The organism is Streptantibioticus parmotrematis (assembly GCF_019890615.1).
In the GTDB taxonomy this organism is placed as follows: domain Bacteria; phylum Actinomycetota; class Actinomycetes; order Streptomycetales; family Streptomycetaceae; genus Streptantibioticus_D; species Streptantibioticus_D parmotrematis.
Window position 1 is genome coordinate 1 of sequence record NZ_JAINVZ010000027.1, and the last position, 23398, is coordinate 23398.

At 70.6% G+C, this 23398-nt stretch carries 26 protein-coding genes and 1 tRNA gene; 15 read left to right on the plus strand and 12 right to left on the minus strand.

Features of this window, described 5'->3' with window-relative positions; all coding sequences use genetic code 11:
- On the minus strand, nucleotides 1–851 hold an 851-nt coding region (locus K7472_RS27800), incomplete at its 3' end, for an FtsW/RodA/SpoVE family cell cycle protein (protein ID WP_222981337.1).
- Between the two features lie 216 nt (nucleotides 852–1067).
- On the opposite strand from K7472_RS27800, the gene K7472_RS27805 reads away from it, so the two are divergent.
- Together K7472_RS27805 and K7472_RS27810 are read left to right on the plus strand one after the other, a co-directional pair.
- Nucleotides 1068–2588, plus strand: coding sequence for an MFS transporter (locus K7472_RS27805; protein ID WP_222981338.1), 1521 nt, complete (start codon nucleotides 1068–1070; stop codon nucleotides 2586–2588).
- Nucleotides 2589–2723: 135 nt separating this feature from the next.
- Nucleotides 2724–3368 carry a pentapeptide repeat-containing protein gene (locus K7472_RS27810; RefSeq protein WP_222981339.1) on the plus strand — a complete coding sequence of 215 codons (645 nt, stop codon included), beginning with the start codon at nucleotides 2724–2726 and terminating at the stop codon, nucleotides 3366–3368.
- Nucleotides 3369–3425: 57 nt separating this feature from the next.
- Here K7472_RS27810 and K7472_RS27815 read toward each other — a convergent pair whose 3' ends face one another.
- Nucleotides 3426–3812 (minus strand): cold-shock protein, encoded by a 387-nt coding sequence (locus K7472_RS27815; RefSeq protein WP_308014121.1) that lies wholly within the window; start codon nucleotides 3810–3812, stop codon nucleotides 3426–3428.
- A 42-nt stretch (nucleotides 3813–3854) separates the two neighbouring features.
- Nucleotides 3855–5156, minus strand: a complete 1302-nt coding sequence (locus K7472_RS27820) for an MFS transporter (protein WP_222981340.1) — start codon at nucleotides 5154–5156, stop codon at nucleotides 3855–3857.
- 237 nt (nucleotides 5157–5393) lie between these two features.
- On the opposite strand from K7472_RS27820, the gene K7472_RS27825 reads away from it, so the two are divergent.
- From K7472_RS27825 to K7472_RS27835, 3 genes are all read left to right on the plus strand, one after another.
- The gene (locus K7472_RS27825; RefSeq protein WP_222981341.1) at nucleotides 5394–6728 is read left to right on the plus strand and encodes an ABC transporter substrate-binding protein; all 1335 of its coding nucleotides are present in this window, start codon (nucleotides 5394–5396) and stop codon (nucleotides 6726–6728) included.
- Nucleotides 6729–6811: 83 nt separating this feature from the next.
- Nucleotides 6812–7774, plus strand: a complete 963-nt coding sequence (locus tag K7472_RS27830; protein WP_222981342.1) for a carbohydrate ABC transporter permease — start codon at nucleotides 6812–6814, stop codon at nucleotides 7772–7774.
- Nucleotides 7771–8694: a carbohydrate ABC transporter permease gene (locus K7472_RS27835; RefSeq protein ID WP_222981343.1), complete on the plus strand. Its 924-nt coding sequence runs from the start codon at nucleotides 7771–7773 to the stop codon at nucleotides 8692–8694. Before K7472_RS27830 ends, K7472_RS27835 begins: the two co-directional genes overlap by 4 nt.
- A 26-nt stretch (nucleotides 8695–8720) precedes the next feature.
- On the opposite strand, the gene K7472_RS27840 is transcribed toward K7472_RS27835, so the two are convergent.
- The 5 genes from K7472_RS27840 to K7472_RS27860 form a co-directional block, all read right to left on the minus strand.
- Nucleotides 8721–9548: a hypothetical protein gene (locus tag K7472_RS27840; RefSeq protein ID WP_222981344.1), complete on the minus strand. Its 828-nt coding sequence runs from the start codon at nucleotides 9546–9548 to the stop codon at nucleotides 8721–8723.
- 154 nt (nucleotides 9549–9702) lie between these two features.
- Nucleotides 9703–10266: a DUF4231 domain-containing protein gene (locus K7472_RS27845; RefSeq protein ID WP_308014122.1), complete on the minus strand. Its 564-nt coding sequence runs from the start codon at nucleotides 10264–10266 to the stop codon at nucleotides 9703–9705.
- Nucleotides 10263–10568 carry a DUF397 domain-containing protein gene (locus K7472_RS27850; protein ID WP_222981345.1) on the minus strand — a complete coding sequence of 102 codons (306 nt, stop codon included), beginning with the start codon at nucleotides 10566–10568 and terminating at the stop codon, nucleotides 10263–10265. The genes K7472_RS27845 and K7472_RS27850 overlap by 4 nt, the downstream gene beginning before the upstream one ends.
- A gap of 52 nt (nucleotides 10569–10620) precedes the next feature.
- Nucleotides 10621–10866 (minus strand): DUF397 domain-containing protein, encoded by a 246-nt coding sequence (locus K7472_RS27855; RefSeq protein WP_222981346.1) that lies wholly within the window; start codon nucleotides 10864–10866, stop codon nucleotides 10621–10623.
- Nucleotides 10863–11699 carry a helix-turn-helix domain-containing protein gene (locus tag K7472_RS27860; protein WP_222981347.1) on the minus strand — a complete coding sequence of 279 codons (837 nt, stop codon included), beginning with the start codon at nucleotides 11697–11699 and terminating at the stop codon, nucleotides 10863–10865. Before K7472_RS27860 ends, K7472_RS27855 begins: the two co-directional genes overlap by 4 nt.
- Before the next feature lie 157 nt (nucleotides 11700–11856).
- On the opposite strand from K7472_RS27860, the gene K7472_RS27865 reads away from it, so the two are divergent.
- The 3 genes from K7472_RS27865 (at nucleotide 11857) to K7472_RS27875 (ending at nucleotide 13523) form a co-directional block, all read left to right on the plus strand.
- Nucleotides 11857–12330, plus strand: coding sequence for an ATP-binding protein (locus K7472_RS27865; RefSeq protein ID WP_222981348.1), 474 nt, complete (start codon nucleotides 11857–11859; stop codon nucleotides 12328–12330).
- On the plus strand, nucleotides 12327–12617 hold the full coding sequence (locus K7472_RS27870; protein ID WP_222981349.1) for a hypothetical protein: 291 nt from the start codon (nucleotides 12327–12329) through the stop codon (nucleotides 12615–12617). The genes K7472_RS27865 and K7472_RS27870 overlap by 4 nt, the downstream gene beginning before the upstream one ends.
- 102 nt (nucleotides 12618–12719) lie before the next feature.
- Nucleotides 12720–13523 carry a class I SAM-dependent methyltransferase gene (locus K7472_RS27875; protein ID WP_222981409.1) on the plus strand — a complete coding sequence of 268 codons (804 nt, stop codon included), beginning with the start codon at nucleotides 12720–12722 and terminating at the stop codon, nucleotides 13521–13523.
- A 29-nt stretch (nucleotides 13524–13552) separates the two neighbouring features.
- Here the strand turns inward: K7472_RS27875 and K7472_RS27880 are convergent, their stop codons facing one another.
- Nucleotides 13553–14191 (minus strand): TetR/AcrR family transcriptional regulator, encoded by a 639-nt coding sequence (locus tag K7472_RS27880; RefSeq protein WP_222981350.1) that lies wholly within the window; start codon nucleotides 14189–14191, stop codon nucleotides 13553–13555.
- 70 nt (nucleotides 14192–14261) lie between these two features.
- Between K7472_RS27880 and K7472_RS27885 the strand changes: the two genes are divergently transcribed.
- From K7472_RS27885 to K7472_RS27900, 4 genes are all read left to right on the plus strand, one after another.
- Entirely contained in the window at nucleotides 14262–15158 is an 897-nt protein-coding gene (locus K7472_RS27885; protein ID WP_222981351.1) for an NADP-dependent oxidoreductase, read from the plus strand.
- A gap of 242 nt (nucleotides 15159–15400) precedes the next feature.
- Nucleotides 15401–16174, plus strand: a complete 774-nt coding sequence (locus tag K7472_RS27890) for an AraC family transcriptional regulator (RefSeq protein ID WP_308014123.1) — start codon at nucleotides 15401–15403, stop codon at nucleotides 16172–16174.
- Nucleotides 16175–16372: 198 nt separating this feature from the next.
- Nucleotides 16373–17554 carry a 4-hydroxybenzoate 3-monooxygenase gene (locus tag K7472_RS27895; RefSeq protein ID WP_308014124.1) on the plus strand — a complete coding sequence of 394 codons (1182 nt, stop codon included), beginning with the start codon at nucleotides 16373–16375 and terminating at the stop codon, nucleotides 17552–17554.
- Nucleotides 17555–17747: 193 nt separating this feature from the next.
- Nucleotides 17748–18065, plus strand: coding sequence for a hypothetical protein (locus tag K7472_RS27900; protein WP_222981353.1), 318 nt, complete (start codon nucleotides 17748–17750; stop codon nucleotides 18063–18065).
- Between the two features lie 48 nt (nucleotides 18066–18113).
- On the opposite strand, the gene K7472_RS27905 is transcribed toward K7472_RS27900, so the two are convergent.
- The 3 genes from K7472_RS27905 to K7472_RS27915 form a co-directional block, all read right to left on the minus strand.
- Entirely contained in the window at nucleotides 18114–18866 is a 753-nt protein-coding gene (locus K7472_RS27905; protein WP_222981354.1) for an alpha/beta hydrolase family protein, read from the minus strand.
- Nucleotides 18867–19092: 226 nt separating this feature from the next.
- Entirely contained in the window at nucleotides 19093–19815 is a 723-nt protein-coding gene (locus K7472_RS27910) for a hypothetical protein (protein ID WP_222981355.1), read from the minus strand.
- 387 nt (nucleotides 19816–20202) lie between these two features.
- Nucleotides 20203–20274, minus strand: a tRNA-Arg gene (locus K7472_RS27915).
- A gap of 186 nt (nucleotides 20275–20460) precedes the next feature.
- On the opposite strand from K7472_RS27915, the gene K7472_RS27920 reads away from it, so the two are divergent.
- From K7472_RS27920 to lysA, 3 genes are all read left to right on the plus strand, one after another.
- Nucleotides 20461–20883, plus strand: a complete 423-nt coding sequence (locus K7472_RS27920; protein WP_222981356.1) for a response regulator — start codon at nucleotides 20461–20463, stop codon at nucleotides 20881–20883.
- A gap of 80 nt (nucleotides 20884–20963) precedes the next feature.
- Entirely contained in the window at nucleotides 20964–21926 is a 963-nt protein-coding gene (nrtL, locus tag K7472_RS27925; RefSeq protein WP_222981357.1) for an ArgS-related anticodon-binding protein NrtL, read from the plus strand.
- A 23-nt stretch (nucleotides 21927–21949) separates the two neighbouring features.
- The gene (gene lysA, locus K7472_RS27930; RefSeq protein WP_222981358.1) at nucleotides 21950–23341 is read left to right on the plus strand and encodes a diaminopimelate decarboxylase; all 1392 of its coding nucleotides are present in this window, start codon (nucleotides 21950–21952) and stop codon (nucleotides 23339–23341) included.
- Nucleotides 23342–23398 lie beyond the last annotated feature (57 nt).

Below are 23398 nucleotides of genomic sequence, written 5' to 3' on the forward strand. Positions count from 1 at the left end.
TGCACGTGCGGCTCCAGCCATCCCACGGCGACCGCCCCGGCCGCCGCCAGCAGCAGCCCGACCGCGATCCAGCCGCGCCGCCCGGTGGCCACGTAGAGCATCACCACGAACAGCCCGAAGAACAGCAGCGACGTGCCGAGATCGGTCTCCAGCACCAGCACGCCGACGCTCACGCCCCACACCACCAGGATCGGCCCGAGGACCCGCCCGGTGGGCAGCTGCACCTTCCACACCAGCCTGCGCCCGGTGTACGCCAGCGCGTGGGTGTGCGCGGCCAGGTACGCGGCGAAGAAGACCGCGAGCAGCACCTTGGCGAACTCACCGGGCTGGATGGAGAAGGCCCCCAGCCGGATCCAGATCCGCGCGCCGTTGATCGCCGGGAAGCCGATCGGGACCACCAGCAGCACCAGCGCGACCACCATCGACAGATAGCCGTAGCGGGCCAGCGCCCGGTGGTCGCGCAGCGCCAGCACCACCGCGACGAACAGCGCCACTCCGAGCGCGGACCACACCATCTGGGTGGGCGCCGCCACGTCGTGCGGCGTCTGGAGGTCCAGCCGGTAGATCAGCACCAGGCCGGCGCCGTTGAGCAGCACCGCGATCGGCAGCAGCAGCGGATCGGCGTACCGGGCCCGGCGGCGCACCGCGAGGTGGGCGGCCACGGCGAGGGCGGCCAGCGTCCCGCCGTACCCGGCGGCGTTCGGCGGCACCGCGCCGTGGTGGGCCAGCCCGACGTCCACGTACCCGTAGATCGTGATCAGCACGGCGAGCGCCAGCAGCGTCAGCTCCACGCCGCGCCGCCTGGGCAGGCGTACGGCCGGCACGGGAGCGACAGCCCGGGGAGCGCTCATGGCTCGCAACCTAGCAAGCGGTGACCGTTATATCCGGTATGGCGGGGGTGGCGGCTGTCGGGTATGGCGGGGGTGGCGGTCGGGGCGATGCGTTGCGTATGGCGGTGGCCAGAGTTTTGATGGGTGGAGGTTCTGTACGAGTTTGTTGCGTTTTACAGCTAAAGGCCGATTCGTTCATTTCCCCACGGAACGTCTTCCTTGACGGAAGGTCCTCGTATGTCATCCCAGGCAGAAGCTCCCCAAGCACCGCCGGGAACCCCGGACGCCGATCCGCTGCGGTGGTGGGGTCTGACCGTCATCGCCATCGCCCAGCTGATGATCGTGCTGGACGCCACCATCGTGAACATCGCCCTCCCCACCGCCCAGGCCGACCTGCACATCTCGGTGGCCAACCGGCAGTGGGTGATCACCGCCTACACCCTCGCCTTCGGCGGTCTGCTGCTGCTCGGCGGCCGCATCGGCGACCTGTTCGGGCGCAAACGGGTCTTCATCATCGGACTGCTGGGCTTCGCGGTCGCCTCCGCGCTCGGCGGCGCCGCGCAAGGACAGGAGATGCTCTTCGCGGCCCGCGCGCTCCAGGGCGCCCTCGGTGCGATCCTCGCCCCCGCCGCGCTGTCCCTGCTGACCACCACGTTCACCGAACCGTCCGAGCGCGGCAAGGCGTTCGGCATCTACGGCGCCATCGCGGGCGGCGGCGCGGCCGTCGGCCTGGTGCTCGGCGGACTGCTCACCGAGTTCCTCAACTGGCGCTGGTGCCTGTTCGTCAACTCCCCGATCGCCATCGTCGCGGCGCTGGGGGCGACCAGGACCCTGCGCGACAACCTGCCACAGGCGGCGCGGGTACGGCTCGACTTCATCGGCGTGGTGCTGGGCTGCGGCGGCCTGCTGGCCATCGTCTACGGCTGCACCGAGGCGGAGACGCACGGCTGGAGCTCGCCGCGGGTGCTGGGGCTGCTGTGCGGCGGCGGCCTGCTGCTGGTGCTCTTCGCGCTCTTCGAGGGCCGGGTGCGCAACCCGCTGCTGCCGCAGCACATCGTGCGCGACCGCAACCGCGGCGGCGCGGCGCTCACCGTGGCCCTCGCGGTCATCAGCCTGTTCGGCACGTTCCTGTTCCTGACCTACTACCTCCAGACGATCAAGGGCTACTCGCCGGTGATCGCGGGTGTCTCCTTCCTGCCCATGACGGCGGGCATCGTCTTCACCTCCACCCAGGTCTCCAGCAGGCTGCTCACCCGCATCCCGGCGCGGATGCTGATCGTGCCCGGGCTGCTGCTGGTGGCCGTCGGGATGTTCATGCTGGTCTTCCTGCGCGCCGGCAGCTCCTACGCGGCCGTCGTGCTGCCCTCGGAGATCCTCATCGGGCTCGGCATGGGCCTGGTCTTCATGCCGTCGATGAGCGTGGCCACCTCAGGGGTGCGGCCACAGGACGCCGGCGTGGCCTCCGCGGTGGTCAACACCGCGCAGCAGGTGGGCGGTTCGATCGGCACGGCGCTGCTCAACACCATCGCCGCCAGCGCGGCCACCGCGTACATCACCGCCCACGCGACCAGCCCGCACGTCAGCAGGGGTCTCCAGGTCACCGGCACCGTGCACGGCTACAACGTGGCGTCGGCCACCGCCGCCTGCATCATGCTGGCGGCCGCGATCCTCGCCGCGATCCTGATCAACCACCACCCCGACCGCTACGAGGCGGCGGCCCGCAGCCGCAGGGAGGCGGAGGCGCAGTCGGCGGCGTGAGGCGGCGGCGTGGGGCGGGGGCGCGAGGCGAAGGCGTTGGCAGCGGCGTGAGGCGGGGGCGTTGGGCGCGGCGTGAGGCGGGGCGCACGGTTCCGCCGCCGGGGATTGTCAGACCCCTGCCCTAGTGTCGAAGGCATGGACAGCGAACTGGTCGACCTGCCGTACGCGGACCTGCTCCAGCCGCACACCGGTGGCCTCGACGTCGAGGGGCGCTACGACACGCTGCACTTCGACGGCCTCACGCTGAGCGGCCAGGACGCGGCGGGCTCCGGGTTCCTGGAGTGCGCGGTGACGGACTGCGTGCTGGAGGAGGGCAGCCTGCGCGGCGCCCGGCTGGGCGACGTGTGGCTGCGCGGCACCCGCTTCGTCGGCACGAGCCTGGCCGACTCCAGCTGGCTGGACTCCACCGCCACCTCCTGCGTGCTGGCGGGCGTGGAGGCGCACGGTGCGTCGCTGCGCCGGGTGGTCTTCCGGCGCTGCAAGTTCGACTCGGTCAACCTGCGCGGGAGCACCTCGCGCGAGGTGGTCTTCGAGGAGTGCGTCCTGCGGGACGTGGACCTCGGCGGCGCGTCCCTGACCGACGTCTCGTTCCCCGGCTCGTCGCTGGAGCGCCTCCACCTGGCGAAGGCCCGGCTGACCCGCGTCGACCTGCGCGGCGCCACCACGCTGGACCTGGCCGACGGCCACGAGGCGCTGCGCGGCGCGGTGATCAGCCCCACCCAGATGATGGACCTCGCCCCCGCGCTCGCCGCCGCCTTGGGCATACGCGTCGAGGCCTGACCGTCGCGGCCGTCCCGGGGCCGCCGGTTCGCCTCGGCCGCCCGTGAGCGCCGTGCCTCAGCCGTCCACCCAGTTGTGGGTGCGCACCAGGTCCATCACCCTGCGCCGCACCTGCACCACCTGGCCGGCCGTCAGCGTCGGCACGCCCTCCAGCAGCGCCTCGGTCAGCTCCTGCTGGAAGTCGCGGTAGGACAGCACGTCGCACAGGATCTCGTCGTCGTCCTCGCGCCGCGGCGCGAGGAGGTGCACGTCGGAGGCCTTCAGTCCCCGGTCGCCGTCCTCCACCTCGAAGCCGACCCGCAGCCCGGCGCGGTAGCGGTGCTTGTCCTCACGCAGGTCGTTGGCGTGCACGAAGACGTCCTCGCCACCGTCGTCCGGGGCGATGAACCCGTACCCCCGCACGTCGTCGAAACGCACGATCTTGCCGGTGACCACCGAACCCACGCCTACCCCCGCACCCTCAACCGCCCGAGAACCGGCCCGAGCCTACTCCCCGCCCGACCCGGCGGCGCGAGCCCGGTCGGCACCCTGGCCGGGACCCCGCTCGTGCGCCCCGGCGCGAGCCCGGTGACGTCGCGCGGTCAGGCACGCGGCCGCCCACACCACCGCCGACGCTGCCCCGAAGGCCGCGCCCAGCACGCTGACCGCCGTCCAGCCGCCCGCGTCGTAGGCGACCGGGGCGAGCGAGGAGCCGATCGCGCCGCCGATGAAGTACGTCGTCATGTAAGCGGAGTTGATGCGGCTGCGCGCCTCGGGACGCAGCCGGTAGACCTGGCTCTGGTTGGTCACGTGCAGCCCCTGCACCGCCAGGTCCAGCACCACGACGCCGATCAGCAGTCCGGACAGCCGGTGCCTGCCCAGCCACAACGGCAGCCAGGACAGCGCCAGCAGCACCGAGGTCACCGTCGTCGCCGCCGTGGCGTGCCCGCGGTCCGCGATCCGCCCGGCCGCGCTCGCCGCCAGCGCACCGGCCGCGCCCAGCAGCCCGAACAGCCCGATCGTGCCGTCCCCGTAGTGGTACGGCGCCCCCGACAGCAGGAAGGTCAGCGCGGTCCACAGCACCGAGAAGACCGCGAACGCCAGCGCCCCCAGCACCGCCCGCAGCCGCAGCACCGGTTCCTCGCGCAGGATGCGCGCGGTCGACGCCAGCAGCGCCGGGTAGCGCAGCCCGGTCCTGGCGGGCGCCGCGGGCAGCCGGAACCACAGCGCCCCGGCGAGCAGCACCATGGCGACCGCCGCGACCACGTACACCGTGCGCCAGCCGCCCAGTTCGGCCAGATAGCCCGCCACCGTCCTGGCCAGCAGTATCCCGAGCAGCAGTCCGCTCATCACGGTGCCGACGACCTTGCCGCGCTCGGCGTCGGTCGCCAGGTCCGCCGCGTACGGCACCAGAACCTGCGCCGTCGTCGCGCCGAGGCCGACGGCCACCGCGGCGGCCAGCAGCAGGGGCGCCGAGGGCGCGGCGGCCATCGCGGCCAGCGCGCAGGCGGTGCCGATCGCCATCACGGGCACCAGGCGGCGGCGGTTGAGCAGGTCGCCCAGCGGCAGCAGGGTGATCAGCCCGGCCGCGTACCCGAGCTGGGTGAGGGTGACGGTCAGCGCGGCGGCCGAGTGCGAGATGCGCAGCCCGCTCGCGATCGCGTCCAGGAGGGGCTGGCTGTAGTAGAGGTTCGCCACGCACACACCGGTGGCGACGGCGAACAGCCACACGGTGCCGTGCCCGATGCGCGGCGTCCCCACCGGCTCGTCGGTCGGAACGGGGGTGGTGTGCCGTGATCGGACTGGCATACGACCATGCTCGTCTCGGGGCGCGGATCGTGTCCACCGCGTTTCGCCTGCTGAACCGATCCGACACAGTCAACCACTAATCAACTCAACCCAACATCGCCGACTCGCTGCGGCGTCGGCGCGTGGCGCGGTTCGGTATCGCAATCGTCCCAAGTCTTGACAGCGACATCGGCATGTTGGTGACATCTGACGGGTCACGTTCGATTGTGTTCTTTTCCAACCCCGCGGGGAGGGGCCATGGATCGTTTTTCGCCCACCGGCCGAGGCACGGCCACCACGGGCGGCGCGCTGTCCCGGCGCTCACTGCTGCGCGGCGCGGCCCTCGGCGTCGGCGCGGCCGCGTTCGCGCCGCTGGTGACCGCCTGCGGCGGCAAGGGCACGCCCACCGGCGCTGCCGCCAAGACGGTGACCTTCGGTTCGAACGCCGCCGTTCCGCAGCCCAAGGGTGCCTACGAGACGCTCTTCGCCGCCGCGGGCAAGGCGACCGGGCTGACCGTCAAGCCCAACTGGGTCGACCACAACACGTTCCAGCAGAACATCTCCACCTACCTGCAAGGCAACCCGGACGACGTCTTCAACTGGTTCGCCGGCGAGCGCATGCAGTTCTTCGCGGGCCAGGGCCTGGTCAGCAACGTGGACGACGTGTGGTCGTCGATCGGCGGCAACTACACCGACGCGATGAAGGCGCAGAGCAAGGGCGCCGACGGGCACTACTACCTGGTGCCGTTCGACTACTACCCGTGGGCCGTCTTCTACAGCAAGAGCCTGTGGAAGTCGAAGGGGTACCAGGCGCCCACCACGTGGGACCAGTACGTCGCGCTGGCCAAGAAGATGAAGGGCGACGGGCTGATACCCATCGCCTTCACCGACAAGGACGGCTGGCCCGCGATGGGCACGTTCGACTACCTCAACATGCGCATGAACGGGTTCGACTTCCACATCGACCTGATGCGCAAGGGCGACAAGTGGAACACCCCGCAGGTCAAGGCGGTCTTCGACCAGTGGCGTGAGCTGATCCCCTACTACTCGCCCGGCTTCCTGGGCCTGACCTGGCAGGACGGCGCGCAGCAACTGCTCAACGGCAAGGCCGGGATGATGGTCATCGGCCTCGACCAGATCGGCACCATCTTCACCGGTGACAAGGCCGACGACCTGGCGTTCTTCCCGTTCCCCGAGGTCAATCCCACCTACGGGCAGCAGGCCGTGGAAGCGCCCATCGACGGCTTCATGGTCTCCAAGTCGCCGAAGAACCAGCCCGGCGCCACCAAGCTGCTGAAGTACCTCGGCACCGCCAAGGCCCAGCAGCTGTGGCTCGGCACCAACCCGGCCGACATCGCCACCGCCAACGGGGTCGACGCCGCGAAGTACACCGCCCCGCAGAACGCCGCGGTCAAGCTGATCGCCTCGGCGCGCAACCTGTCGCAGTTCATGGACCGTGACACCCGCCCCGACTTCGCCGACCCGGTGATGCTCCCGGCGATCCAGAAGTTCCTCAACGACCCCGGCGACATCGGCAGCATCCTCAGCAACGTCGACAAGCAGGCCAAGTCCATCTGGTCCAGCGGGAGTTGACGCGTGAGGCAGGGGCCCGGGCGGGCAGGGACGAGGCAAGGGCCCGGGCGGGCGAGGACCACAGCGAGGACAGCGAGGAAGCGATGACCGGAGTGCGGGCCCCGGCGGCCACGGAAGGGCGGCCCCCGAAGGCCGCGGGAGGCGGCAGACGGGGTCGGCTGCGGCAGCTCACCGCCCGCGACCGGTTCACGCTGTCGCTGATGGCGGGCATACCCACGCTGATCACCGTGGCGTTCGTGTGGGTGCCCGCGGTCGCGTCGGTGGTGCTGTCGTTCTCCAGCTGGTCGGGGTACGGGGACTTCTCCACCATCCAGTGGGTGGGCCTGGAGAACTACCGGAACATCTTCACCATCTACCCCGAGTTCCAGCCCGCCATCGAGCACAACCTCGCCTGGCTCGCGGTGTTCTTCTGCGTCCCCGCGCCGCTCGGGCTCTTCCTCGCCGTCCAGCTCGACAAGCAGATCCGCTTCTCCCGGATCTACCAGAGCATCCTGTTCCTGCCGGTGGTGCTCTCGCTGGCGCTGATCGGCTTCATGACCGAGCTGATCTTCTCGCCCACCCAGGGCCTGGTCAACAACCTCACCGGGCACGCCGACCACCACGTCATCGACTGGCTCGGCGACCCCCACCTGAACATCTGGGCGGTCATGGTGATGGCGTGCTGGCGCCAGACCGGCTACGTGATGGTGCTCTTCCTCGCGGGCCTCAAGAGCGTCGACCCGTCGCAGAAGGAGGCCGCCGCGCTGGACGGCGCCGGGGGCTGGCAGACCTTCCGCCACGTGGTGTGGCCCGCGCTGCGGCCGATCAACGTGGTGGTCCTGGTGGTCACCGTCATCGAGTCGCTGCGTGCCTTCGACATCGTCTACGTCATCAACAAGGGCACCGACGGACTGGAGTTGCTGTCGGTCCTGGTCACCGACAACATCATCGGTGAGGCCAGCCGCATCGGCTTCGGCTCCGCGCTCGCCACCATCCTGCTGGTGATCTCGCTGGTGTTCATCGTGCCGTACCTGATCTCCATGTTCCGGAAGGACGAGCGCGCATGACCGCCGTCACCACCGACCGCCCGGCCCGGCCCGGCGCCGCCGACCGCACGGCGACGCCCCGCCGCTCCCCGAAGGCGACCCGCGTCGCGCTGCACGTCTTCCTCGTCGGCACGTGCGTGGTGTGGCTGGCCCCGCTGATCTACGCGTTCTACACCGCGCTGCGCCCGTACGCGGACACCGCCCGGCGCGGCTACGTGTCGGTGGGCGGCTCGTACGGCGTCGGCAACTTCGAGACCGCGTGGACGCAGGCCCAGCTGCCGCACTACTTCTGGAACTCGGTCGTCATCACGGTGCCCGCGCTGGTGCTGACGCTGCTGCTGTCCAGCATGGTGGCGTTCGTGGTGTCCCGCTTCTCGTTCCGCATCAACATCGCGCTGCTGATGCTGTTCACCGCGGGCAACCTGCTGCCCCAACAGGCCATCATCACGCCGCTGTTCAAGATGTACCAGCTCATCCCGCTGCCCACCTGGCTGGCCGCCTCGGGCAAGCTGGACGACTCCTTCCTGGGCCTGATCCTCATCCACGTGGCGTTCCAGACCGGCTTCTGCGCGTTCGTGCTGTCCAACTACATGCGCACCATCCCCAAGGAGCTGGGCGAGGCCGCGCTGATGGACGGCGCGTCGGTGTGGCGGCAGTACCGCCAGGTCATCATGCCGTTGTGCCGCCCGGTGCTGGCGGCGCTCGCCACGCTGGAGTTCACCTGGATCTACAACGACTTCTTCTGGGCGACGGTGCTGATGCAGACCGGCTCCAACCGGCCGGTCACCGCGGCGCTCAACAACCTCACCGGCGAGTTCTTCGTCAACAACAACCTGATCTCGGCGGCGGCGCTGATCGTCGCCGTTCCCACGCTGGTGGTCTTCTTCGCCCTCCAGCGCCAGTTCGTCTCGGGCCTGACGCTGGGGGCGAACAAGGGCTGACGCGCGCCGCGTTCGCTGGCGCGCGTTCAGCTCAGGCGGACGGCCATCTGGTCGCGCACGGCGGCGACTTCGGCGGCGTACGTGGTGAGGTCGACGGAACCGGCGCTCTTCGAATCGGCGTTCATATCGCAGACGACGCCGATGGTCCCGCGGTCGGCCCACACGCACACGGGTATCGGCCTTCCCGCCCTCGCGCCCTGACGCATGACCTCGACACCGCAGGTCAGCGCATCGCCACCAGAAGGCGGTGTGATGTCGCGCAGTGGCTCGGCCAGGGTCGCGCCGACGGCGGTGAACTCCTTGGCGAACTGCTCCCGGACGAGGTCCGGTTCGTACACGGTCCCGTGGAAACCGGCCACGTAGAGCATGTCCTGCGGCGAGCCGGCGGGCAGGACACGGGTGTAGTAGAGCTGCGTGGTGTGCAGACCGGCGTAGTACAGGGGCTCGTCCCGGTGGCCGTTCATCGCCCTGTCCGCCGTGCCCCCGTCCGTCTTCACCAGCCGGAAGTCCCCGTACAGCAGGGTCTTCGGGGTGCTGAGGGTGTACTCAGGCGGGCGGGTGTAGACGTGGTGGTAGTCCCCGGCGATCTTGTACACGGGAAACCCGACGACCACCAGGAGCAGCCCGGCCACGACGAACACCCAGGGATTGCGCGGCTTGCGCGGGGGTTCGGGGATGACGAAGTACGGCTGGTGGGGCGGGTAGGGGTTGTAGGGAACGTAGGGGCCGCCGGGTCTGGCGGGGTTGTCGTCGGAGGTTTCGGCGGCCTCGGTGGTCGTGGTGGGTGCGTTCGGTGCGTTCGGTGCGTCCGGTGCGTCCGGTGCGTTCGGCGTGTCGGGCTGAGGTGTGGACATGCTGGAGTCGATCCCCCCTGCTGGTACGCGGCACGGCGCGCGGCTACGGAACCCCCCGGCGCGACGCCATGTCATGTACGCGTTGTAATGAGGCGTACATCATGCCGTACGTGGCGGATGACGTCTCCGATCACGCCCCAGATCACGCCCCCGACTACGCCTCCGCGGCAGCCGGAGCCGCGACCGCGTCGGGCGGGGACTGGTCACCGGCGGCGAGGTCGTTGCCGACCTGGCCGCCGAGCGTCATGACGTTGAGCGTGGCGGAGTTCTCGTTGGCGATGGCCTTCTCCACGCGCGCCACCAGCAGGCGGAACGCGGCGGTGTCGTCCAGCCCGGTGTACGGGCCGACGCGGGCCTCGTAGTAGATGCGTTCGTGGCCGAGGAGTTGCTCGGTCGAGCGGTAGTTCTTCCACTGCTCGCGGTAGCGGTAGACGCTCTCCAACGAGACGGAGCCGGTGACGACCAGGCTGAGCGCGGTGGCGATCTCACGGGCGTACGGCATGCCGATGTTGAGCAGCACGGGCACGAGCGCGGCCCCCACGACGGAGACGGTGCGCATGCGCAGGTACATCGCCTTGGTGCGGATCGCTTTGCGGTCGTACCACTCCTGGTAGGCGGCGAGCCGGGTGTCGAGATACCGGCGAGCGGTGATCCGCCCGGTGGGCGTCGCAGGTTCGTCGTTGTCGCCCGGGGCGGAGGCGGTGGCGTTGTCGGTCACAAGTCCCGCGCGAGAGTGAGGAATTCGGACCAGGCGGTGGGGGCGAAGGTGAGGTGGGGGCCGTCCTTGTCCTTGGAGTCGCGGACGTGGATGACTTCCGGGCAGGCGGCCACCTCCACGCACGCGTCGCCGGAGTCGCCGCTGTGGCTGGATTTGTGCCAGGAGACGGCGACTTCCACGCAATCCCCGTCCCCGCCGCTGCTGTAGGTCGACTTGCGCCAGGAGAAGGAGATTTCAACGCAGTTGTCACCCTGCGACCCGCTGTGGCTGCTCTTGAACCAGGCCAGTCCGGACGTGCTCATAGCCGCTCCCTGGAGTGTGGAGTGCGAAGACCACCTGTTGGCGAGCTGGAGCTCAGAACTGCTGTACGTAGGCGAGGAATTCAGACCAGGCGGAAGCGGAGAAGGTGAGGTTCGGACCGGTCTTGTCCTTGGAGTCCCGCACGTGGACGGCCTCGGGGCAAGCCGCGACTTCCACGCAGTCGTCACCGCTGCCGCTGCTGTAGCTGGACTTCTGCCAAGCGAGGGCGACCTCGATGCAGTCATCTCCTGAGCTGCTGCTGTAGGTGCTCTTGAACCAGGCCAGTTCGGTTGTGCTCATAGCGCTCCTCGCATCTTCTGCAGCAGGCTCACGGAGTCCTCAAGCGTAAGTGCCTGTGAGCGCATCCTGGCATACCTGCTCTGCAGAACGCTGATGGTCTTGGGATCGGCGATGAACTGTCCGCTCTCCTGACCTTCGTTGTACCCGTACCATCGGTGCTCCATCGTTTCCAACAGTCGGATCGGGCCATGCATCCCGGCATGCTCCACCCGCACCAAGGGCATGACTTGGACCTCGATGTTCCGACGACCGGAGAGTTCCAGCACATGGTCAATGAGCTCTCGCGTCACACCCGCCCCGCCCATCCGCCGAAGGAAAAGGTGCTCCTCCAGGATGAAGCCGTAGGACGTGTTCGGCCGTTCCCACAGCAACCGCTGTCGCTCAGCGCGAGCCTGCCACTGGGCCTCGATCTGATCGTCGCTGAGTGGTGGTAGCTGGTTGGCGAACAGACTCCTCGCGTAGGCCTCAGTCTGAAGCAGCCCGGGGATCAGCCGACACTCGTACGTGTACAGGGTGATCGCGGTCGCCTCCAACAGGGCCCACCGGCGGAACCACGCCGCCAGCCCCGGCTGCCGCCCCAGATGCCGTAATGCCTTCCGCAACGCCCCCGTGTTCCCCAGCACCTCCTCCGCCCGTTCCACGAACTTCACGTCCGGCATGCGGCGGCCCAGTTCGATCGACGCCACCGTGTGCTTGGAGAACCGCACGAGCGCGGCGAACTCCTCCCGGCTCAGGCCCGCGTGCTCGCGCAGCGCCTGGACGACCGCGCCGAAAGTCTTCAAGCTGTCCGAGGGATCAGGCTCGTTGCAGCTGTCGAACGTCCCGTCGACCATGACGTGCACCCACTTCCGCAAAGCCTCCGCGAGAAATCAACTGCAATATGATTACGGAGGGTTACGCGTACTGTCCACCCATCGTGCGCGTACGCTGACGGAGCGTACGCACCCGGACCCTGGCGAGCCGTCGTGGACGCGGGCCACATTGGCCCGCATGAACGCAACGCCGGTGGCCGGTGAGCAGGCCGAGACCGCAGAAGTCATCGCAGAGGTACGGGTGTTCGTCCAGCGCTTCAGCAGTACGCCGAGGGGCGCGAGCGCGGCGCGGCGGGAGGCGATGGCGAGGCTGGCGCGCTGGGGCGTGCCGAGGGAGTCGTCGGCGGCGGAGTCGGCGGAGCTGATCGTGGCCGAGCTGGCGGCGAACGCGGTGACGCACGGCGCAGTGGCGGGCCGGGACGCCGAGTTGAGGGTGACGCTGGTGCCGGGGACGTTGCGGATCGAGGTGACGGACACCCGGGCGGAACGGCGACCGCCCGACCCCGGACACCTGGCCGACGCACCCACGCTGGCCGAGTCGGGCCGTGGGCTGCGGCTGGTCGAGGCGCTGGCGGATCGATGGGAAGTGCGGGAGCGCCCGCCGGTGGGGAAGACGGTGTGGGCGGAGCTGGACCTGCCGGGAGTACGGTGAGCGCGCCGGGGGACGCACGGGGGCTGGCACGGGGCATCGCCATCGTGACGTGGACGTACCTCTGTATCGCCGCGCTGGTGACGTGTGGTGTGGCGTGGTCGGGGCTGCGAGCAGTGGGATGGGTGTTCACAGCGGGCTTCGTGGGATCGGTCCCGTTGCTGGTCCTGGTGGTGGCGTTCAACCGCCCGCGGTTCCTGGTGATCCCCAGCGCGCGGCACCTGACCCGGGCCGACGTCAAGGCGGGGGTCTGGACCGGTCGGCCGGTGCGGCACGGCGTCCAGCCGTAATCGCGTTGCCGGGGCCGTGTCGTCGTCGTTAGCGTGCGGCGGGTGAACGAGGGGAACGGCGCGCGGCCCGGGCCGGCGGACTGGCGTGAGGCGAACCGGGCGATGTGGGACGAGCGCGTCCCCCTCCACGTCGCGAGCGACTTCTACGACCTGGCGGCCTTCAGGGCGGGCCGGGACGCGTTGCGCGGCTTCGAGGTGGACGAGGTCGGCGACGTGAACGGCAAGAGCCTGCTGCACCTCCAATGCCATCTGGGCACGGACACCCTGTCGTGGGCGGCCCGGGGCGCACGGGTGACAGGCCTCGACTTCTCTCCCCAAGCGGTGTGCGCGGCACGGGAGTTGACGAAGTCACTGGGCTGGGACGAGTCGACGGCACGGTTCGTCGAGGCGGACGTGTACGACGCCGTGCCCGCGGTGGACGGGCAGCGTCACGACATCGTCTACACGGGCCTGGGCGCGTTGTGCTGGCTGCCGGACGTGCCGCGCTGGGCGCACACGGTGGCACGACTGCTGAAGCCGGGCGGGTTCCTGTACCTCGCCGAGTTCCACCCGGTGGGAACGAGCCTGTCGGAGCGGGACCCGAGCCGGTTCGCCATCGACTACTTCCACCGCGAGGCGCTGGTCTACGAGGACGAGGGCACGTACGCGGCGAAGGGCGCGGAAACCCACGGCAACCGCTCGGTGGAGTGGCAGCACCCGGTGTCGGAGGTCGTGACGTCGCTCATCGAGGCGGGCCTGCGGCTGGAGTTCCTGCGCGAATGGGATTTCACGCTGTTCGAGCACACGGCGGGCATGGTCAAGTGTCGTGACACGAGCGGCCGTTCGGGCAGCGGGGCGACGGCTTTCCGACTGCCGCCGGGCGCGCCGCGCGTCCCGCTGATGTACAGCCTGCGGGCCTCGGCCTGAGTACCTCGGCCCGAGAGCCCTCGGCCTGGTCACCCTCGCGCCGGACGACCGCGCGGGGTGGCGGGCCGAGGCCCGGCCGCCGCCGCGCGCGGAGAGGAGCGGGCCGCTTCCCACGCCGCCTCGATCATCCGGAACGTCTCGTCCAGCGCCGCGTCCGGATCGTCCGCGTCACGCGCCAGCGAGTAGGCGTCGATCACGAATCTCGCGATCGTGCGGCAGGCCGTCGGCGTCGGGGTCAGCCGGGCGTCGGCGGTCATGGCCGCCGCCAGCGACTCCGCGTGGCGCAGCCGCATCGACTCCTCGTACGCGCGCAGGGCGGGGGTTTCGTCGATCAGATGCCACGTCGGGCCGGCGTCGTCGCCGGTGCAGTGGCGTACCAACGCCTCGACCTCGTGCCGTAGCGCGGGGACGAGCGGCTCGTGCGCGGCCCGATCGGTGACCGCCCGGGTGAGGCGTCGCTCGAACTCGTCGTCCTGCTCGAAGACCAGGGCCTCTTTCGAGGCGAAGTGGGAGAAGAGCGTGGTCACGGCCACGTCCGCCTCTGCGGCCACGTCGCGGATGCCCACGGCGTCGTACCCGCGTTCCAGGAAGAGCCGCAGGGCGGTGTCGGCGATCTTCTGGCGGGTCGCGGCCTTCTTGCGCTCGCGACGCCCGGGTGGCGCGGTCATGCCCGCACGCTACCAGATGCGAAACTGAATCTGTTCCGAAATGCTAACTGTTAGTGTTACGGTCGGCGGCATGAGAAAAGTGAGCTTCGCCGAGTTCGGCGGCCCGGACGTCCTGCGCCTCGTCGACGCCGAGGAGCCCCACGCGGGCCCCGGCCGGATACGTGTCGCCGTGCGGGCGGCGGGCGTGAATCCCGTCGACTGGAGGATCCGTGAGGGGCAGAAGCTGAGTGCCCATCCGATCGCGTTGCCGTCCGGTGTCGGACTGGACGCCGCGGGGGTGGTGGACGAGGTCGGGGAGGGTGTCGAAGGGGTCGCGGTCGGGGACCGTGTGTTCGGCGAAGGGGCGAGCACGTACGCGGAGTTCGCCGTGCTGACGGCCTGGGCGCGGATGCCCGAGGGGCTGACGTTCGAGGAGGCGGCCGGGTATCCGTCGGTGGTGGAGACCGCGGTACGTGTCATCCGCGAGGTGGGCGTGCGGCCCGGGCAGACGTTGCTGGTCAGCGGGGCGGCCGGGGGAGTGGGATCGGCGGTGCTCCAGATCGCCCGCGAACGCGGCGTCACGGTGATCGGCACGGCCGGCGCCGCCAACCAGGACTACCTGCGCGGCCTGGGCGCGCTTGCCACGACGTACGGCGCGGGCTGGGTGGAACGAGTACGGGCGCTCGGCGCGGTCGACGCGGCCCTCGACCTGGCCGGCGCGGGGGTGCTCCCCGAACTCGTCGAGCTGGTCGGGGATCCGCGCGGGGTGATCACCATCGCGGACCTGTCCGCGCCGGACCACGGGGTCCGGTTCTCCGGCGTGGCCGGCAGCGTGCCGGACGCGCTCGCGGAGGCGGTCGACCTCATCGCGCGGGGCAGGCTCCACATCCCGGTGGAGAAGTCGTATCCGCTGGAGGAGGCGGCCGCGGCCCACGTCGACAGCCAGGCCGGGCACACGCGGGGACGGCGGGTGCTGGTCGTCGTGTGAGGCGGGCTCGACCGGTGCGAGGGGCGGGCGCGGTGAGCGGGCGTCGCGAATGGGCGTTACGGGGGGCGTTACGAATGGGCGTCACGAGCGGGTGCCGATGCCGGGTGCCGCGACCGGGTGTCGATGCCGGGTGCCCCGAGCGGGTGCGGAGGCCGCGGACCGGCGGCCGTAACACCCCATCGCGTCGCGGGAATCGGGCGAAGCCCCCAGCCGCCCCTGCGCCGCTCGGTAGGCTCGCCACCGTGCCCGACATCGGCCCGGATTCCCACCTCCTCACCGCCACCGACGACAAGCGGGGGTGGCTCGCGCACGGGGACGGTGTGGCGCCCCACCGTCATGCGGACGGGCAGTTGCTCTATCCCTCGGCGGGTGTCCTCGCCACCACCACGGAACGCGGTACGTGGGTCGCCCCGCCCAACCGTGTCGTGTGGACGCCGCCGGGTTTCGAGCACGGCCACCGCGCGTACGGGCAGACGGACGTGCGGGTGGTGGAGATGGCCCGTGGGCTGTGCGCCTCGTTGCCGGACCGGCCGATGGTCTTCTCGGTCTCGCCGTTGCTGCGGGAGGTGTTGCTGGTCCTCACCGGCGGGCGCGCGTTGCGGCCGGGCGCCCGGGACCGGCTGCGCGAGGTGGCGGTCGACGAACTCGCCGACCTCGGCGAAGAGGATCTGTACCTTCCGGAGCCCGCCGACGACCGTCTGCGCGCGGTCACCGGCCTCCTGCACGCCGACCCCGCGAACCCTTCGACGCTGGCGCAACTCGGGCGGACGGTCGGGGCGAGCGAACGCACCCTGAGCCGCCTGTTCCGGACCGAGTTGGGGATGAGCTTCCACCGCTGGCGGAGCCTGCTGCGGGTCCAGCACGCGCTGGTCAGGCTGGTCGAGGGGGACGCGGTCATCGACACGGCCACCCGGCTGGGCTGGGCCAATCCCACGAGTTTCATCGAGGCGTTCACCGCCGTCGTCGGCCAGACGCCGGGGCGGTATCAGGCGGAGCTGCGGCGGGGGGACCGCTGAGCAGGAGGTGGCCGGTGGTGTGGCCTCCGGGTGATGTGGTCCCCGGTAGTGGCGGGTTTCCGGAACATCCTGTCAGGTTGCCGGTTCCGCGCAGATCCGCCGTCCCGTGACCATGGAGGCATGACAGTAAACCCCGTCCAACCGCCGGTATCAGTAACCGAAGTGCACGAAGTGCATGAAATACCCGAAGCGCACGAAGTGTCCGAGAACACCACCGTGGTGATCGTGGGAGCGGGAGTCGCCGGACTCACGCTCGGGAACCTGCTGCTGCGCAGTGGGATCGACTGCGTGATCCTGGAGAGGCGCAGCCGTGAGTACGTCGAGCAGCGGCAGCGTGCGGGTGTCGTGGACAACCGGGGTGCCCGCATGTTCAGGAAGTGGGGACTCGAAGACCGGGTGATCGCCGGGGACCCGGTCAAGCCGGTGCTGAACTTCCGTGTCGACGGCGAGACGCGGCCCCTCGAACTCACCCTGGACGGGAACGACGACGGCCGTTTCTGCCCCCAGCAGGTCCTCGTCCGCAACCTCATCGACGCCTTCGTCGCCGACGGCGGTGACCTCCGCTTCGACGCCGAGGTCCTGTCGTTGCGGACCGTCGCCGACGAGGGGCTCCCGTACGCGCGTTACCGGGACGGCGACGGAACGACACGGGTCGTCGGCTGCGAGTTCATCGCCGGTTGCGACGGTGACCGAGGTGCGAGCAGGGCTGCCGTCCCCGAAGGGATCCTCACGAAGTACTCCCACGAGTACGGGTACGCCTGGCTGACGGTGCTGGCGGAGGTCCCCGCCACCCACCAGTCCCTGATGGCGTTGCATCCGCGGGGATTCGCCGGGCAGTTCGCCCGAGGGCCGCACGCGAGCCGGTTCTACTTGCAGTGTCCGCTCGACACGGACCTCTCCGAGTGGCCGGACGAGCGGATCTGGGAGGAGCTGGCGACCCGCTTCGACGAGCCGGTCGCGTCCCAAGGCCCCATCGTCAGCACGCAGTTGGTCCCGTTGCGCAGTGTGGTGTACAGCCCGATGAGCCACGGCCGGCTGTATCTGCTCGGCGACGCCGCGCACCTCGTTCCTCCGATGAGCGCGAAGGGCATGCACCTGGCCCTGCACGACGCGGAGGTCTTCGCGAACGCGGTCATCCACCACCGGTCCAACGGACAGGACACGACCCTGCTCGACGCCTACTCGTCGACGTGCCTGCGCCACGTGTGGGACTACCAGGCGTTCGCGGCGTGGTGGACCGAGCTGATCCACAACGCGGGCGACGCCTCCTACGGAGGCACTTTCCGCCACGAGATCGCCAGAGCGGACCTCACCCGCCTCTTCGACCCCGGCTCGACGTCCAACCGCTGGCTGAGCGAGTTCATCGGCGGGCTGGCCTAGCAGAGCCGAGGAGCCCGCGTGGGCGGGGGATGCGGGACGGCGGGCGCCCGCCGAAGCGGCTGCCCGCCCCTCGCCGACGCCGGTTCACCTCCGGTCCGGCGACACCTGCCCCCGGGCCACTGTCTCTGTCACACTTCCCTTCATATCTGGCGCACCGTCAGGCTGGTACAGCCGGTACAGGCAGGGGGATCGCATGGCGAGCAATGCCGCACCGAAACCACCGCTCGGAACGCCCTTCAGGATCCGCGACGACCTCATATGCGTCGGCTCCTGGAGCACCGCCGCCAAGGGCGCCTCCGTGCAGACGGTCGACGGAACGGGAAAGCGTGTGACCGTCACGCGCCTCGCCCTCGCGGGCCCGTTCGCGTTCGCACTGAAGAAGAAGACGGGCGACCTGAGTGTCGTGGTGTGCGGAGCGGACGGCACCACCCAGGTGACGAAGATCGGGCCGAAGAAGGCCCAGGACGTGATGGCCTGGGCCATCGCCTTCAACGCCTGGGCGCAGGCGTAGCGATGACGTGGAGCCGCGAGCCCGTACGGCGTGACGCCTCGACCGGCCTCACGCCGTCGTACGCGCCGACCCGAGCGGGTCGAACTTCGCTGCCGCGGCGATGAGTTGAGCGCTCCGCGCTCCGGCGCGGCGCGCGTGGTCGGCGTCGCTCGGCCGGCAGCGGAGGGCCTCGGGATCGTACGCGGTCATGATGACACCGGCGTGATCGGTCTCGGGCTCGTGAAGCGACGTCGGCCGGCCCCGGTGGCGGAGAGCCGTGTGCAGTCGGCGTGACTGTTCCACGTCGACAACGGGATCCACGGTGCCGTGGATCAGCGAGACGGGCACAGCGGGCACGCTGTCGTCGGCCTCGGCGAGGGCTTCCAGCGGATCGCGGCCCGTCAACGGATCGGGGCCGCTGTAGCCTCCGGCGATCCCCACGACGGCCCGCGGCCGCCACCCGTCGAGCGCGCCGGGCGTGAGCACGGCCGCCACGGCGACCTTGGCGCCCAGGGACCAACCGGCCAGCACGACGCGTTCCGTGTCGGCACCGAAGTCCGTCCCCCGCCGCCGCACGAAGGCGACGGACTCCCGTAGGTGCGTACGTCCCCCGTCGGACGCGTCCGGCCGCCAGTCGGGAACGAAGCACACCACACCGAGCGAGGCCACGGCCCGAGCGAGAGGAGCGAGAACGTCGCGTTCGTCGGGCCCCCTCCCGTGCCAGAGCAGCACCGAGGGCGCCATGCCCGCCAGGACCGCGGGCCGGTACACGTCGAGGCGCTGCCCACTCGCCCCGTAGACGCGCCCCTCCACCACAGCCACATCCACGATCCGCCCCCGGTCGTTGTGCGTTGCGCCCCCGGGTCGGGAACGCCGAGCCGCAACCTTAACGATCAGGCCCCCACGGCGCGGTGGTCGGAAAGCCGTCGTACGCGAGGCGTGCGCCGCCGAGGTGGGGGCGGCCGTCGTAGCCCGGCGCGCAACCGCCAATCCCGGCAACTGGCTCCCGCGGCACGGCGTCCCGGGTGCTGCGAGCCGGCATGCCCGTCTACAGGCGTCCGGAAAGACGCCGACGCTTCGGCGTCATCACGAGCGCCAGGGTGGGGTCGAAGTCGGCTCGATAGTGAACGATGCGATCATCCAGTGGGCCCGTGACGGATTCCTTCCGCGCTTCGAAGACAATGGCTCCGTCTTCGTCTCTGCCGGCGGTTCGAATGGGCGGCTGGATCACCTCTGCGCTCCAGACCGTTGCGACTCGTTGACTTGTGCGAGGTTCGCATACGATGCGGAATCCGGAGCGCTTCACTTTCGACTCCCTTGCCCATTCGGACGATTGGCGGCGAAGGATCGCTCTTACGGTTTCCAGCGCGGTGAGCTTCGGGAGCTCAAGCTCTGGGTCCTTCCACCTGTTCCGCTCGTGCAGATTGTGAATCGCTACCCATTCCTCCCTCGGCCTGCGATCGATCCAGGTGAACGACACCTCCTGCTCGGGTCGCAAAATCGCGTGCCCAAGGTCTACTTCCTCGCCGTCGAGCAAGAAGACCGATTGGTTCCGGTGCGTGTACCAAATCCTACGACCCGAGTCCTCGTGGTCGCGCAGAGTGAGAAGCATTTCGCATGGATGGGTGTTGACGAGCCTTCCCTCTATGACCACCTCAAGGCTTTCCTGGTCCCACTCCCGGACCCACCTGCATGCTTCAGCGCCGAGAAGGCCAGGAAGGTCACGTGCTGTCGCTGCTCTGTGTTCGAGCCCGGTGAGAAACAGGTTCACCGAGGGGGTGTGGGAGCTTCGAGCCGTTTCGTATGCTGCCTGGCCGGTTCTACGGGTGAACTCAAGGGATTCTCTTGCGATTCGGCTGGAGCGGCGTACGAAGAACGTAGACGCCAATGCAATTGCCGGAGAGGCCACGGAAAGAGCCTCGGGCCAAGTGGGCATGGGTTCCCTCTCGTTGACGGCGGCGCGCCCGCCGGGGTCCCTACCCTCAGCCCCTGTCCTGCTGGCCGTCGGCCTACGCGCCGTGGTCGCGAAAGGGCCCCGGGTCATCACGTGGTCCTGGCGGCCGCCCGCACCTTGCGCCGCATCCGCCCGCGCACACGCGAAGACCCCACATTCAGCGGACTCGCTGACGGTGGGGTCTTGTGGCACTCACTGACGAAGTGCCCCCGGCAGGATTCGAACCTGCGCACACGGCTCCGGAGGCCGTTGCTCTATCCCCTGAGCTACGGGGGCGTGTCGTTCGCTTTGCGGCGACGGGTAGAACCCTACCAGCTTCGCGACCATGCCCGTGACGGGGTTTTCGCGGGGTGGGGAGGGGGTGGGGAGGGAGACGCAGCAGGCCCGGGGAGGTGCGCCCGGTCGGGGAAGAAGTGGGTAAAACGCGGACGCAACCGCCGTCGCGCGCCTACGCTGCTGGTTGTGCAGGGCGCGCCCGGCCGGGTGCTTGTCGTGGACGACAACAAGGTCATCCGGCAGCTGATCAGGGTCAACCTCGAGCTGGAGGGCTTCGAGGTCGTGACCGCGGCCGACGGTGTGGAGTGCCTGGAGACGGTGCACCGCGTCCGGCCCGACGTCGTCACGCTCGACGTGGTCATGCCCCGGCTCGACGGCCTGCGCACCGCCGCCCGCCTGCGGGCGGACCCCCGTACCGCCCACCTTCCCCTCGCGATCGTCAGCGCCTGCGGCCGTTCCGAGATCGAGCGGGGTCAACGCGCCGGGGTCGACGCCTTCCTCGGCAAGCCGTTCGAGCCCGCCGAGCTGGTGCGCCTCGTGCACGACCTGATGCGGCGGCGCCCGGCCCGCGAGGCGCCCGCCCCGGCCGCCCCCGTCGCGCAGACCTGAGCCCCGCGCAGCCCCCGCCCCGCGTCCACCCCTCGAAACCGGTTCGCCCTCGCACCCCCCACCTCACCTACGCTGGTCCCGTGACCCCCGGAGACCTCTCCCTCGCCGTCCGGCGCGCCGTGCGGTGTGCCGTCGACGACGGCGAGCTCGGGGTCGCCGTGCCCGACCGCGTCGACATCGCCCGCCCCCGGGACGCCGCCGAGGGGGACTACGCGGTCAGCCTCCCGCTGCGGCTGGCGAAGGCCGCGGGACTCAAGCCGCTGGACGTAGCCGACGCCCTGGCCCGCAGGCTCACCGGCGCTCCCGGCCTCGCGCGCGTCGCCGTCGCGCCCCCCGGCTTCCTCAACGTCACCCTCGACGCCGCCGCCCGCGCCGCCCTGCTCGCCTCGGTACGCGCCCACCCCGGCCCCCGCGCCACCCTCGGCGACCTCCACCTCACGCCCGTCCACGACGGCGAGCCCCGCGCGGCCGCCGTCGCCGACGCGCTCACCCGCATGCTGCGCGCCTGCGGAGCCCACGAAGGGCCGCCCGCGCCGGTCCGGGTACGGCCCGCGCCGACGCCGCTCCCCGCACTCACCGCCGACGCGCTGCGCTGGGCCCTCGTGCGGCCGCCCGCGCGGGACACCCCCGCCCTCGACCCAGCCGTCCTGCTCTCCCAGCGCCACGCCAACCCGCTCTTCCGCATCCAGTACGCGCACGCCCGCGCCCACGCCCTCCTGCGCGGCGCCGCCGCCCTCGGCATCACCCCCGCCGACGGCGCCCCGGGCCACCCCGCCGAACTCGCCCTGCTCGCCGTGCTCGCCGACCACCCCCGCGTGGTGACCGCCGCCGCCCGCGACCGCGCGCCCGACCGGCTCGCCCGCGCGTTGGAGAGCACCGCCGACGCCTTCTTCGACTTCCACGACGCCTGCCCCGCGCTCCCGTTCGGCGACGAGAAACCCTCGGCCGCCCACCGGGTGCGGCTGGCGCTCGCCGACGCCGCCGCCCCGGTGCTGGCCGGCGGCCTCGCCCTGCTCGGCATCGGCGCCCCCGACCACCTGTGACCGACGTTTGAGGACGTAAGACCGTGAGCCGTTCCGCCCACCCCGCCGGACCCCGTTACGCCGACGTGCTGCCCGAGGGCCACTACACCGCCCCGCCCACCGACCTCAACGCCCTCGACCCGCGCGTGTGGTCCCGTACCGTCGCCCGGGGCGAGGACGGCGTCGCCACCGTCGGCGGCGTCAAGGTCACCGAACTCGCGGAGCGCTTCGGCACGCCCGCGTACGTCATGGACGAGGCCGACTTCCGCGCCCGCTGCCGTGCCTGGCGCGAGGCGTTCGGGAGGGACGCCGACGTCTTCTACGCGGGCAAGGCGTTCCTGTCCCGCGCGATCGTGCGCTGGCTGACCGAGGAGGGCCTCAACCTCGACGTCTGCTCCGAGGGCGAACTCGCCACCGCGCTCGCCGCGGGCATGCCCGCCGATCGCATCGCGCTGCACGGCAACAACAAGTCCGCCCGCGAGATCGAGCGCGCCGTCGAGGCGGGCGTCGGGCGCATCGTCCTCGACTCCTTCCAGGAGATCGCCCGCGTCGCCGGGATCGCCGAGCGCCTCGGGCGGCGCCAGCGCGTCCAGATCCGGGTCACCGTCGGCGTCGAGGCGCACACCCACGAGTTCATCGCCACCGCGCACGAGGACCAGAAGTTCGGCATCGCGCTCGCCGAGGGGCAGGCGGCCGAGGCGGTGCGCCGGGCGATCAAGCTGGACAGCCTGGAGCTGATCGGCATCCACTCGCACATCGGCTCGCAGATCTTCGACACCTCCGGCTTCGAGGTCGCCGCGCACCGCGTCGTCGGCCTGCTGAAGGACGTACGCGACGAGCACGGCGTCGAACTGCCCGAGATCGACCTCGGCGGCGGCCTCGGCATCGCGTACACCTCGGACGACGACCCGCGCGAGCCCGCCGAGATCGCCGCCGCGCTGCGCGAGATCGTCACCCGGGAGTGCGCGGCGGCAGGCCTCGCGGTGCCGCGCATCTCGGTCGAGCCGGGCCGCGCGATCGTCGGCCCGACCGCGTTCACGCTCTACGAGGTCGGCACCGTCAAGCCGCTGCGGGGCCTGCGCACGTACGTCAGCGTCGACGGCGGGATGTCGGACAACATCCGTACCGCGCTGTACGACGCCGAGTACAGCGTCGGCCTGGTCTCCCGCGCCTCCACCGCCGAGCCGATGCTGACCCGGGTGGTCGGCAAGCACTGCGAGTCGGGCGACATCGTGGTGAAGGACGCCTTCCTCCCCGCCGACGTCGCGCCCGGCGACCTGATCGCGGTCCCGGCCACCGGCGCGTACTGCCGCTCGATGGCGAGCAACTACAACCACGCGCTGCGCCCGCCGGTCCTCGCGGTGCACGAGGGGCAGGCGCGGGTGATCGTCCGGCGCGAGACGGAGGAGGATCTCCTGCGTCTCGATATCGGCTAGCAAGATCTTGGTCTCGGATCCTGGACAAAGGACGGAAAGTCCCGTCCGGTGGGTGAG